The following is an 11,111-nucleotide window of genomic DNA, read 5'->3' on the forward strand; positions in this document are numbered from 1 at the left end:
TGCGGTGCGCGTGGGAATCGCCGGCGGGAATGGACAAGGACACCCTGACGTTGAGATACTTGAAACATCAACCACACAAGGAGTGGTCATGCAGGTCGGCGTCTTCTCGGTGAGCGACATCACCACGGACCCCACGACGGGTCACACCCCCAGCGAGCACGAGCGCATCAAGGCGTCCGTCGCCATCGCCAAGAAGGCCGAGGAGGTCGGTCTCGACTTCTACGCCATCGGTGAGCACCACAACGAGCCGTTCTTCAGCAGCTCGCCCACGACGACGCTGGGCTACATCGCCGCGCAGACCGACACGCTCCTGCTGTCGACCGCGACAACGCTGATCACGACGAACGACCCGGTCAAGATCGCCGAGGACTTCGCGATGCTCCAGCACCTCGCCGACGGCCGCGTCGACATCATGCTCGGCCGCGGCAACACCGGCCCGGTCTACCCCTGGTTCGGCAAGGACATCCGCGCCGGAGTCGCCCTGGCCGTCGAGAACTACGCGCTGCTGCGCCGGCTGTGGACCGAGGACGTCGTCGACTGGCAGGGCAAGTACCGGACGCCGTTGCAGGGCTTCACCTCGACCCCGCGCCCGCTCGACGGCGTCGCGCCGTTCGTGTGGCACGGCTCGATCCGCACCCCCGAGATCGCCGAGCAGGCCGCCTACTACGGCGACGGCTTCTTCCACAACAACATCTTCTGGAACATCGAGCACACCGCCCAGATGGTCAACCTGTACCGCCGCCGCTACGAGCACTACGGCCACGGCCAGGCGGACCAGGCGATCGTCGGCCTCGGCGGCCAGTTCTTCATGCGCAAGAACAGTCAGGACGCCGTGAACGAGTTCCGCCCCTACTTCGACGTCGCCCCGGTCTACGGCCACGGCCCGTCGATGGAGGACTTCACCGAGGTGACGCCGCTGACCGTCGGCTCGCCCCAGCAGGTGCTGGAGCGCTACCTCGGCATGGTCGAGCACGTCGGCCACTACCAGCGTCAGGGCTTCCTCATCGACCACGCCGGGCTGCCGCTCAAGACCGTGCTCGAGCAGCTCGACCTGCTCGGCGAGATCCTTCCCGAGATGCGCAAGGGCTACGCCGAAGGCCGCCCCGCCCACATCCCGGAGGCCCCGACCCACGCGACGCTGGTCGAGAAGGCCCGCGCCGCCGGCACGCTCACCGAGCACAGCACCGTGGGCGTCGACGACGTCACCGGCCAGTCGCCCTACGAGAACTGAAGGGACACACCATGAGCCACCTCCTCCTCATCAGCGCCGGCATGGGGACGCCGTCCAGCTCCCGCATGCTCGGCGACCGCCTCGCCGAGGCCACCGTCAAGGCCATGACCGCCGCAGGCACCCCGGCGCCCGAGGTCAAGGTGCTGGAGCTGCGGGACCTCGCCGTCGACCTGGCCACGTTCTACACCTCGCACGTGCCGAACAAGACGCTGCAGGCGGCGTTCGGCCTGGTCGGCACGGCGTCCGGCGTCATCGCCGTCAGCCCGGTGCTGAACGCCGGCGTCAACGGCCTGTTCAAGCTGTTCTTCGACCTGCTGGACGAGGGCGTGCTCACGGGGCGTCCGGTCCTCATGGCCGCCACCGGCGGGACGGCCCGGCACAGCCTGGCCATCGACCAGACCATGCTGCCGATGTTCTTCTACCTGAAGGCCGCCGTCGCGCCGACCGGCGTCTTCGCCACGACCGACGACTGGGGCACCAAGGAGTCGGGCCTCGCGCGCCGCGTCCAGCGCGCCGGGACCGAGTTCGCCGAGCTCATCGCGAAGAACCCGGCCGCCGACTACGCCGACGAGTTCGCCAACGTCCCCGACTTCAGCACGCTGTTGAACGGCTGACTTTCGGTCGGTATCCACGCCCGGCCCCCCGGGTGTGCACTTCGAGGCGGCGATCCCATCGCTGTGGCGATAGTTCCGTGAGCTCGAAGTGCACACCGGGCGGGGCCCAAACCGCCTCGGAACGGGCCCTGCCGTAGCCGCCAGCAGACTCGGCTCCTCAGGCGAGGATCGCGTCGGCGGCCGCCAGGCCGGACGCCAGCGCTCCCTCGGTGGACGCGTTCCCCATCAGGTCGCCACAGATGAGGGTCCGGTCGTCGCGGCGTTCCACGCGGCGGCCCGTGTCGTAGGGCGGGCGGACCGCGGGAACCGTGTGCGGGAGGTCGTGCACGGCGACCACCTCCCAGCCGTCGGTCGGCACCCCGTAGATCTCGGCCAGGTGGCTGCGGACGTCCTGCTCGGAGGCCACGCCCCTCTCGGTGAGCGTGAGCGCGGGAACGAGGTGACGCCCGTCCGGGGCGTAGGAGGGCGCGGCGAGCGAGGTGACGCAGGTGGTGGTGACCGGGCCGGTGCGGCGTCCGTCCACGTGGATACGGGCATCGGACGCCGGAGCTGCGTCGCACGCGAACCAGAATGTCCGCGTGCCGTGCCACTCGACCGACGCGCTGGGCGCGAGGTGCGCACACCCGGGGCCGGCCGCGAGCACCACGCTGCGGGCGGCGAAGGCTCCGCCGTCCGTCCGCACCGTGCCGCTGGCGACCTCGGTCACCGGCGTGTTCAGCCGGACGTCGAGGCCCCGGGCGAGCAGTTCGGGCAGCGCCCTCATACCGCGGGCGGGGACGCCGGGTGTTCCCTGGGCGAACAGGCGCAGGAGCCACGAGACGAACCGGGACGAGGTGGCGCCCTGGTCCTCGCAGATCACGCCGGCGAGGAAGGGCTCGACCACCTCGTCGCGAAGGGGACCGGTGAAGCGAGCGACGTCGAACGCCCGACGGTAGGGCTCATCGACCGCGGCGGCGCGGGCGAAGAATGCCCCCAACCCGGCGGAGCCGAGCGTGACCAGGCCGCTGCTCAGGTCACCGGCCAGGGCGGTCGGATCGCGGGTCGGGTCCTTCAGCGTGGACAGGCCGTCGGTGCGGCGGACGGCGATCGCGCGGGGGAAGGGCCGAAGCCCGAGGCGTCCGACCGGCACGACCTCGGCGAGGCTGGGGTACGCCGGATTGAGCACCTGGAAGCCTCGGTCGACGATGAAGCCGTCGACGTCGTCGCTGGTCACCCGCCCGCCGACGCGGTCCGCGGACTCCAGCACGATCACGTCGTGGCCGCGGTCCACGAGGCGCTGCGCGCAGGCCAGGCCGGCCAGTCCGGCGCCGACGACGAGGACATCGCACTCGGTGAACTCGGTCATGGCAGCCTCCCCACGCGTGCCATCGTGGCGTCGAACGGCGCGCGGACGCCTTCGCTGGGGTGGTGCTGGCTGCTCTGCATGGTCCGATCATGCCCTACGGGGCGGGCGGTTCAGGCTACGGGTACTCCTGGCAGCCGGGGCACCAGTACATCGTCTGGAGCCCCAGCCGTTCGGACGCCACGGGCGTCCCGCAGCGCGGGCAGGGGAGGCCGCGTCGCCGGTAGACCGCGTAGCGCTTCGCCCACCGGGGGACCTCTTCGCCGCGGGCGAGCAGGCGCTTCGCCTCGGCGACCTGATCAGGGTGCGCGATTATCCAGCCGGCGTCCGACCAGTCGGCCCGGGGCATCAAGCGTCGGTGTGCGTGGGGTCCGGTCAAGGTGGAACCACCTAGCATGGTGGTCATGTCCGCCGACCAGCCCGCTGACCGCCGTGAGGCCGCCCGCCGCATGGCCGACCTGGCGGCGTCTGCCCGGCGGGGCGAGGCGCAGGCCGCGCAGGTGCTGATCGACGACTTCCTGTCCCGTGTGCGTGAGCGGGGACTCGCCCCCGAACGGCTCATGGCGACCCAGCTCGACGGCCGCCAGGTGCGCACCGACAAGGTGGGCTGGTACCTCAACAAGAAGCGTTCGGTGGCGATCGGCGAGGGCGGCGAGTGGTACGTGCTGGTGGTGCCGTCCTCAGCGCTGAGCCGGTTCACGGGAGTGAAGCTGGCGGCGTCCCCGCCCGAGATGGTGGTCGGACGCGGTGGGCGCGACGGCGAGAGCGGCGACCTGGAGGACTTCCTGCAGCGGGTGCTTGACGGGCTGTGACCCCCGGACGCGGCGCCGAGGGGCTGCGGCACCCCAACCTGCAGCCCCCCGGGCAATTCTGAGAGTAGGGTGAAAATGATGGAGCGGACACTGTTGTCAGCGGGTTGCCAGAACTGTTGTCAAGCCGTGACCTAAGGCCCGACTCCGGCCACGGACAACACCCCTGACCGGCCGGACAACACCTGCGCCAACACCGCGTCGACAGGCTCGGGCCATGACCCGCGTCGGACTCTCCCACACCCTCACCGCCCTCAACGCCGAATGGGCCCAACTGCAGCACTCCTCCCGCCCCCCGGCGTGGGGTTTCTCACCCGGCGCCACGCTGGGGGAGGTGCTCGCGAGCGTCCGTGACGACCCGGACGCCGTGCTCGGCGGGCTGCTCGGACGCCAGCACGCGGGCGACGCCCTGGCGGGCCGCCTGGTGGTCCAGGCGATGCTGCCGAAGCTCGTGCTGATGGCCGCACGGGACGCCGAGGCGTCCCTGGACGAGTACCTCGCCGCCTTCTGGGTGCGCGTCGCGACCTACCCGCTGGCGCGCCGGCCCGGGCGCATCGCCGCCAACCTCGCCCTCGACACCCTCAAGTCGGTGAAGGCCGCCCGGCCCCGGGCCGTCATCGCGTTGCCGAGGGTGCCCGTCCCCGACCCTCTCGCGGATGCGACGACGGTGCTGGACGCCGGCGTCCGGCTGGGCGTGATCGACGCGCTCACCCGGCGCACGCTGGAGGTCGTCTACGTCGGCGGCCGGACGAGCCGGGACGCCGCGGCGGTGCTGGGCACGTCACCGGACGCCGTGCGCTGGCGCTGCTCCAAGGGGGTCCGCGCCCTGCGCGCCGTCGCGGGCCAGCTCGTCGAGCAGCTCGCGGGGTGAGCCGGTCAGCGTCCGGCGAGCCCGTTCTCGTAGGCGAACAGCACCAGCCCGACCCGGTCGCGGGCCTGCAGCTTGGTGAGGAGGCGGCCGATGTGGGTCTTCACCGTGCCCTCGGCCATGTAGAGGTTCTGCGCGATCTCGGCGTTGGTCGCGCCCGAGGCCACCTCGAGCAGCACCTCGCGCTCGCGCTCGGTGAGCAGCGCCAGCCGCGGATCGTGCTCGCCGGGGCTGGGCGACAGTGTGGGGGCGACGTGGTCGAGCAGGCGGCGGGTGGTCGAGGGGGCGACGACGGCGTCCCCGGCGGCCACGTTGCGGATGGCGTTGAGCAGGTCGGCCGGGCGGGCGTCCTTGAGCAGGAAGCCGGACGCCCCGGCCTTGAGCGCCGCGAAGGCGTACTCGTCGAGGTCGAAGGTGGTCAGCACGAGCACCTTCGTGCCCAAGCGCGACTCCACGATGCGGCGGGTGGCCTCGACGCCGTCCATGACGGGCATGCGGATGTCCATGAGGACGACGTCGGCCGGGTCGGCCATGAGCGCCCGGACGGCCTCGGCGCCGTTGGGGGCCTCGCCGACGACGGCCAGATCGTCCTCGGAGTCGATGAGCATGCGGAAGCCGCTGCGCACCAGGGCCTGGTCGTCGGCCAGGAACACGCGGATCGTCATCGGTCAGCTCCTTCGGGGCAGGGGGCGGTTCGCGTTGCCGTGCACGGGGATCGTCGCGGTCACCCGAAAGCCGGGTCGACCTGCGCGCGGCCCCGCGGTCAGCGTGCCACCCATCGAGGTGACGCGCTCGTACATGCCGCGCAGGCCGTTGCCGCCGCCGTCGGTCGGGTTCTCAATGCCCTCGCCGTCGTCGATCACGTCGACGGTGATGGCGCCGCTCGACCAGGTCAGCGTGACCGTGGCGTGGGCGTCCGGGCCCGCGTGCTTGAGGAAGTTCGTCAGCGCCTCCTGCGCCACCCGGTACAGGGTGAGCGCAAGGGCCTGCGTTACGGGGAAGGCGGTGCCGTGCACGACGAGCCGCGCCCGGTCGGACGTGCGTGCGACCAGGTCGGGGATGTCGCGCAGGGTCGGCATGGGGGCGTAGTCCGGTTGCTCGGGCGAGCTCGGGTCCGAGCGCAGCACGCCGACGATGCGGCGCATCTCGTGCAGTGCCTCGCGCCCGGTCTCGGCGATGGTGTCCAGCGCCTCGGCGGCCACCTCCGGCTTGCGGGTGGCCGCGGCCCGCCCGCCCTCGGCCTGCACGATCATGACCGACAGCGAGTGGGCGACGATGTCGTGCAGTTCGCGGGCGATCATCGCGCGGGTGGACGCCTCGGCCAGCTTGGTCTGTTGCTCGCGCTCGGCCAGCAGCAGGGTGTAGCGCTCCTCGGCCGTCTGCACCTGGTGGGCGCGGGCCTCGGCGACCTCACGCGTGCGGCGTCCGATGGCGTACGGGGTCAACACGGCACCCAGGCAGGCGCCCCAGAACAGGATGTCGGCGCTGGGGTTGGTGTCGGAGCCCGGCACCCAGCGCATGGGTCCGAGCACGGAAGCGAACGCGCCGACCACGAGGACCGAGCGCGCGAGCGAGCCCGGTACCCAGCGGGCGATGCTGTAGGCGATCACCGGGACGGCAACCAGCGACACGGTCGGCACCGGCACGAGGATCAGCTGGAAGATGCCCGCCAGCGTGCTGAGCGCGAGCATCGCCAGCGGCGCGTGCCGGCGCAGCACCAGCGGCAGGGTGAAGGAGGCGGACAGGGCGACCAGGGCCGAGTACTCGATCGGCTGCTCCAACCCGACGAGGTAGGGGACGATCGACACCAGGGTCAGGGACACGGCGAGGATGCCGTCGGACACCCAGTCGCGCTGGGAGGCGCCCGGCGGGAAGACCACGTCCACCATGCTCATCGGTCCCAGCGTAGGCCGGGCGTACAATGGGCGCCGTGAGAGCGGCAGTGGTGGTGGCGTCGGCGCTCGCGCTGGGGGCGGCAGCCGTGCTGCGGCTCCGCCGCGAGGGCCGCGAGCGGGACGCCCGGGCGTGGGCCTTGGCCACCGATCGGTTCTCCACCCGGACGCCCGGGGCGAGGGCATGACCTCGGCCCGCCGGGTGGCGGAGGCCCGGCCCAAGAAGCGGCGCGGCATCGTGGGCTGGTTCTTCACGATCGTGGGCATCGTGGTCGCGCTGGCCGTCATCGTCGCGGGCTTCTACGTCTGGCGCGTGTGGTCGACGGCCAACGACATCAACCGTGCCGACTCGCTGCTGCCCGCCGACGACCCCGCCCGCCCGGCCGCGAGCGCCACGGCGGCGGGCTCCTTCAACTACGTGCTCATGGGCAGCGATTCCCGCGGCGACGGCGACCGGGGGCGCAGTGATGTCCTGATGCTCGCGCACGTCCCGCCGGGGCGCGACAAGGTGTACATCGTCTCCTTCCCGCGCGACATGTGGGTGGACGTCCCCGGCCGCGGGTTCGCCAAGATCAACGCCGCATACGCCTACGGCGGCGAGGCGCTGGCCACCCGCACGCTCGAGTCGCTCGTCGGCGTCCGGATGGACCATGCCGCCAAGATCGACTTCGAGGGCTTCACGGGGCTGACCACCGAGCTCGGCGGCGTGACCGTGGACAACAAGATCGCGTCCGAGACGCAGGGGTACGCGTGGCCGAAGGGCGAGGTGACCATCCAGGGCGAGGAGGCGCTGGTCTACGTCCGCCAGCGCTACGGCATGCCCAACGGCGACCTCGACCGCGCCGAGCGGCAGCGGGCCGTCGTGAAGGCGATCCTGATGAAGATGCTCACGCTCGACGTGCTCGCCAACCCCGTGAAGTTCAACGAGGTGATGGGCAAGCTCGGTCAGTACTTCACCGTCGACGAAGGGCTCACCAACGGGGTGATCCTCAGCACGGCCACCAGCATGAAGGTGAACTCGGGTAACGACATCGAGATCCTCCAGGCGCCCATCTCCGGGTTCGGCACGTCCGCCGACGGTCAGGCGATCGACATCGTCAACGAGCCCCAGCTGGAGGAGATGGGCAAGGCCATCCGCACCGGCACCATGGCCGACTACGCCGCCAGATACCGCGACCAGCCGCTGGCCGGCAAGGCGCCCTGAGAGGGCCCCCAACTGAACTGTTGAGGCGGACGCCGCCCTCCCGGCGCACGCGGCCCGGTGGTCAGGGTCGGGCCATGGATGAGCAGAGTCGCCCCTCCTCGCTGCACACGATGGGCCAGCAGCAGCACCGCCGCAGCTGGGCCGAGCCGTGCATGGACGTTGTGGCCCGGGACCACCACGCCTCCCTGAAAGGGCTGGCGATGGTCTACGAGCCGCGCTACCGTCGCTTCTTCCAGGCACGGTTTCAGCCGAAGGCTCCCTGACCCTGTCGAAGGGGAACGGTCGTCCACCCGGACGGCTCCCACGACACCAACCCGGACGGGGCCGAGGTCGCCGGGAAGATGGGGATGTTCAACGAGGGCTGACGGACCTCAGCGAGGGTAGGAGCCCATCGTGCCCGTCCTGATGGCCTCGGCCATCGCCCGCATCTTCGGCCAGTCCACGAGGTTGATGGACTGACCGCCCTTGCTGCGGCCGAACCCGGCGATGGGGGCCTGCAGGCTGACGATGTCGCCGGTGCCGGTGACGCGCATGCTCGTGGCGGTCTCGAAGATCTTCTGGTTGGTCAGGCCGGCGTCCACGGTGAAGAATCCGCCGAGCTGCCCGACGACCTGGTTGAACTTGGCCGGGTTGGCGAGAACGTCCGCCGACAACATCTTCGACAGGATGCCCTGCACCACCGCGCGCTGGCGCTCGGCGCGTCCGAGGTCACCGCCCGGCACGTTGTACCGCTCGCGGACGTACTTCAGCGCCTCCTCGCCCGAGACCGTGATCTGCCCCTTGGGGTAGCCGGGCGTGGCGTGCTTGTTGTTCACGGTGACGCCACCCAGGGCGTCCGTCAGACCGGAAAAGCCGCCGAAGTTGATCATCACGGCATGGTCGATGCGCGTGCCGATGAGGTTCTCGACGGTCCGCACGGCCAGCGGGACGCCCCCGTACGCGTAGCCCGCGTTGATCTTCGCCGCACCGCGGCCGGGGATCGTCACCCACATGTCGCGGGTGAACGAGATGAGGTAGACCTTGTCGTGCGACGGCGGCACGTGGGCGAGCATCATCACGTCGCTGCGACCGCGGTCGGAGCCGCGTGAGTCGGAGCCGAGCAGCAGGTAGTTGAGCGAGCCCGGCGCGCCGACGTCCGGACGCCCCGGGTTGATCGTCCCGCCCGGGTCGGCGATGCCGCCCTCGATGGGCGGGATGTCGTCGTTGGTGAGGGGGACCTCGCCCTCCCCGTCCTCGGACGCCTCCTCCTGGGGGATGCCGACGTTCGGCTCCTGGTTGACGTCGGCGTCCATGGTGAGGGGAGCGTTGTCGGGCATCAGGTCTTCGCGGGGTATCCCCGACAGGGCCTGGTTGACGGACCACAAATAGAAGCCGCCCACGCCCAGCGTGGCGACGAGCACGAAGGCGAGCAGGCCGAGCAGCACACGGCGCACGGGCCTCTTCCTCGGAGTGTGAGTCTCGGTCATGGGGTGGACCTCCCGATCTGGCTCACCACCACTCTAAGGGACCTGGCAAGGCCCCAGACCTGCGGCCATAGGTCCCTGCGGTGCAAGCGTCAGCGAGCTTCGAAGGGCCGGACGCCGCGTCCACGGGCCTGGTTGGTGGGTATCCCAGTCAATGCGCTGACAGGGGACTTTGCGACTCCTCCGGTTGAGTGAGGTACGCCGTAGGTGGCGGAAACCGTACAGGCGCTAGGAGCGCGGGAGGCACGTTGGGACATCAGCCCGTGCCCGGACGAGACGAGAGTGTCTGCTGCTCCTGACACCATGGGGTCGTGACTAACTCCGCCGCGTCGCGAACCGTACGTGATCAAGTGTGGGGTGCTGTCGATCCCTCCGGAGAGACGCGCTCCTTGATCAACGCCGCCATGCACAGCACGGGTGACACAAAGTGGTTCTCTCTGCTTGGGCCAGGCATTGAGGATGACTGGCAGCAGGTGGTTACGGCGGGTGCGGAATACCGCAGGACCGTCGAGGGCATCGAGACTTTGCTGACCAAACTCGTGCCGCGCGGGTGGGCGGTCATGACCATGCAGACCGAAGCGCTCGAACGAGCCATGACCTTGGTCGAAGAGGGACGCGGAGGCGAGGCCGACGACCTTCTGGCCGACCAGTGGGCAGGCGAGGGAGCCTGGCGGACGAAGCGGGTTTGCGATCGTGTTCGGGTGATGGGTGTGCCCGATCCCGAGTTGCGGCCCCTGTTCGAGCATCGTGCGCGTCTGCTCCGGCTGGCCAAGGTGCATCACGAGGCGGGTCGCTACGACGCCTCAATCCCACTGCTCCAGGCGCAGTTGGAAGGGATCGTCATTGACGTGACCTCAGGCAAGAAGTTCTTCACGAAGAGCAAGGCGAAAGCCGACCTGGTGGACCCCAAACGCCTCGTCAGCATCGAGGCCGGGCTGGCGGCGCTCCAGGCCACGTACGGGGAGGATGTGAAGCAGACCCAGGCAGGCGGGAGTTTGTCCCGGCACGGGGTTGCGCACGGTCGGGAGTTGGCCTACGACACCCGCGTGAACTCTGCCAAGACCTGGTCGGTGATGGATGCTCTCGTTGAGTGGGCTCTTCCCAAGGCACGTGAACTCGTGGATCAGCGGAAGGCCGACCGCCAAGCGGCCAACGCCGGGAGCCAGGCTGTGGATGATAACGGCAAGCGCGTCGATGACCGGGAGTTCTTCGAGACGCGCGACATGCTTCGTCTGCTGAGCAACTCGGCTATGGGGCATCACCGCCAGCGGGGACACTTCCGCGATGACCTCGTGGGTGGCGTGTATGGGGACAAGGACTTCACCAAGCGTGGACTTCCCGCAGTACACGGGGTCCAGCAGGCCGTTCGTGCAGACGGTGCAGAGGTCATCTACTGGCGCGAGACGATCTCGGGCCGGGTCCTCGGCATCGCTCTGCGGTGGGAGGGCGGGGCGTTTGTCGAACGCTACTGGGCCGCTTCAGTTCCGCCGGACGGGTTCACATCGGACGGCTGGTCGCTTCCGTGGGAGTCTCCTCCCGACTGGGCATGAGTGAAACACCCCTAGGGCGTGTCTCGTTACCCTGCAGGGGCTTCTCGGGCAGGGTGAGGTCCCGTGAGTCGGATGCCGGTGTTGACCGATGAGGACTGGGCTCGGTTGGCGCCGTTGATGCCCCGAGCCGGTGCCAGG

13 protein-coding genes are annotated in these 11,111 nt (G+C 70.2%); 8 read left to right on the forward strand and 5 right to left on the reverse strand.

The features are described 5' to 3' along the window. The first annotated feature begins 88 nt into the window (after positions 1-88). Positions 89-1,231, forward strand: a complete 1,143-nt coding sequence (locus tag ET989_RS12200; protein ID WP_131169369.1) for an LLM class flavin-dependent oxidoreductase — start codon at positions 89-91, stop codon at positions 1,229-1,231. Between the two features lie 11 nt (positions 1,232-1,242). Continuing rightward, positions 1,243-1,845 carry a CE1759 family FMN reductase gene (locus ET989_RS12205; protein WP_131169371.1) on the forward strand — a complete coding sequence of 201 codons (603 nt, stop codon included), beginning with the start codon at positions 1,243-1,245 and terminating at the stop codon, positions 1,843-1,845. A gap of 157 nt (positions 1,846-2,002) precedes the next feature. Here ET989_RS12205 and ET989_RS12210 read toward each other — a convergent pair whose 3' ends face one another. Then, positions 2,003-3,190 carry an NAD(P)/FAD-dependent oxidoreductase gene (locus ET989_RS12210; protein ID WP_131169373.1) on the reverse strand — a complete coding sequence of 396 codons (1,188 nt, stop codon included), beginning with the start codon at positions 3,188-3,190 and terminating at the stop codon, positions 2,003-2,005. A 115-nt stretch (positions 3,191-3,305) separates the two neighbouring features. Beyond that, positions 3,306-3,536 carry a zinc finger domain-containing protein gene (locus ET989_RS12215; protein ID WP_241656336.1) on the reverse strand — a complete coding sequence of 77 codons (231 nt, stop codon included), beginning with the start codon at positions 3,534-3,536 and terminating at the stop codon, positions 3,306-3,308. Positions 3,537-3,591: 55 nt separating this feature from the next. Here ET989_RS12215 and ET989_RS12220 point away from each other — a divergent pair, with 55 nt between their 5' ends. After that, a complete protein-coding gene (locus ET989_RS12220; protein WP_241656337.1) occupies positions 3,592-3,999 on the forward strand; it encodes a hypothetical protein in 408 nt (135 codons plus the stop codon). 214 nt (positions 4,000-4,213) lie between these two features. After that, entirely contained in the window at positions 4,214-4,867 is a 654-nt protein-coding gene (locus ET989_RS12225; protein ID WP_131169377.1) for an RNA polymerase sigma factor, read from the forward strand. 5 nt (positions 4,868-4,872) lie between these two features. Here ET989_RS12225 and ET989_RS12230 read toward each other — a convergent pair whose 3' ends face one another. After that, positions 4,873-5,529 carry a response regulator gene (locus ET989_RS12230; protein ID WP_131169379.1) on the reverse strand — a complete coding sequence of 219 codons (657 nt, stop codon included), beginning with the start codon at positions 5,527-5,529 and terminating at the stop codon, positions 4,873-4,875. A gap of 3 nt (positions 5,530-5,532) precedes the next feature. Then, entirely contained in the window at positions 5,533-6,759 is a 1,227-nt protein-coding gene (locus ET989_RS12235) for a sensor histidine kinase (RefSeq protein ID WP_165490164.1), read from the reverse strand. A 35-nt stretch (positions 6,760-6,794) separates the two neighbouring features. Here ET989_RS12235 and ET989_RS15015 point away from each other — a divergent pair, with 35 nt between their 5' ends. From ET989_RS15015 to ET989_RS12245, 3 genes are all read left to right on the forward strand, one after another. After that, the gene (locus ET989_RS15015) at positions 6,795-6,944 is read left to right on the forward strand and encodes a hypothetical protein (RefSeq protein ID WP_165490165.1); all 150 of its coding nucleotides are present in this window, start codon (positions 6,795-6,797) and stop codon (positions 6,942-6,944) included. Beyond that, on the forward strand, positions 6,941-7,960 hold the full coding sequence (locus ET989_RS12240; protein WP_131169383.1) for an LCP family protein: 1,020 nt from the start codon (positions 6,941-6,943) through the stop codon (positions 7,958-7,960). The genes ET989_RS15015 and ET989_RS12240 overlap by 4 nt, the downstream gene beginning before the upstream one ends. A gap of 74 nt (positions 7,961-8,034) precedes the next feature. Next, positions 8,035-8,223 (forward strand): hypothetical protein, encoded by a 189-nt coding sequence (locus ET989_RS12245; protein WP_131169386.1) that lies wholly within the window; start codon positions 8,035-8,037, stop codon positions 8,221-8,223. Positions 8,224-8,331: 108 nt separating this feature from the next. Here ET989_RS12245 and ET989_RS12250 read toward each other — a convergent pair whose 3' ends face one another. Beyond that, positions 8,332-9,393: an LCP family protein gene (locus ET989_RS12250; protein WP_131169388.1), complete on the reverse strand. Its 1,062-nt coding sequence runs from the start codon at positions 9,391-9,393 to the stop codon at positions 8,332-8,334. 419 nt (positions 9,394-9,812) lie between these two features. On the opposite strand from ET989_RS12250, the gene ET989_RS12255 reads away from it, so the two are divergent. Beyond that, the gene (locus tag ET989_RS12255; protein ID WP_131169390.1) at positions 9,813-10,973 is read left to right on the forward strand and encodes a hypothetical protein; all 1,161 of its coding nucleotides are present in this window, start codon (positions 9,813-9,815) and stop codon (positions 10,971-10,973) included. Positions 10,974-11,111: the final 138 nt, after the last annotated feature.

The sequence above is a fragment of the Propioniciclava sinopodophylli genome (genome assembly GCF_004324755.1).
Classification (GTDB): domain Bacteria; phylum Actinomycetota; class Actinomycetes; order Propionibacteriales; family Propionibacteriaceae; genus Propioniciclava; species Propioniciclava sinopodophylli.

Excerpts from the sequence above, each read along its gene's own strand:
- ET989_RS12200 (WP_131169369.1), top strand. The coding sequence starts at position 89 with ATGCAGGTCGGCGTCTTCTCGGTGAGCGACATCACCACGGACCCCACG.
- ET989_RS12205 (WP_131169371.1), top strand. The coding sequence starts at position 1,243 with ATGAGCCACCTCCTCCTCATCAGCGCCGGCATGGGGACGCCGTCCAGC.
- ET989_RS12210 (WP_131169373.1), bottom strand. The coding sequence starts at position 3,190 with ATGACCGAGTTCACCGAGTGCGATGTCCTCGTCGTCGGCGCCGGACTG.
- ET989_RS12215 (WP_241656336.1), bottom strand. The coding sequence starts at position 3,536 with ATGCCCCGGGCCGACTGGTCGGACGCCGGCTGGATAATCGCGCACCCT.
- ET989_RS12220 (WP_241656337.1), top strand. The coding sequence starts at position 3,592 with ATGTCCGCCGACCAGCCCGCTGACCGCCGTGAGGCCGCCCGCCGCATG.
- ET989_RS12225 (WP_131169377.1), top strand. The coding sequence starts at position 4,214 with ATGACCCGCGTCGGACTCTCCCACACCCTCACCGCCCTCAACGCCGAA.
- ET989_RS12230 (WP_131169379.1), bottom strand. The coding sequence starts at position 5,529 with ATGACGATCCGCGTGTTCCTGGCCGACGACCAGGCCCTGGTGCGCAGC.
- ET989_RS12235 (WP_165490164.1), bottom strand. The coding sequence starts at position 6,759 with ATGAGCATGGTGGACGTGGTCTTCCCGCCGGGCGCCTCCCAGCGCGAC.
- ET989_RS12240 (WP_131169383.1), top strand. The coding sequence starts at position 6,941 with ATGACCTCGGCCCGCCGGGTGGCGGAGGCCCGGCCCAAGAAGCGGCGC.
- ET989_RS12245 (WP_131169386.1), top strand. The coding sequence starts at position 8,035 with ATGGATGAGCAGAGTCGCCCCTCCTCGCTGCACACGATGGGCCAGCAG.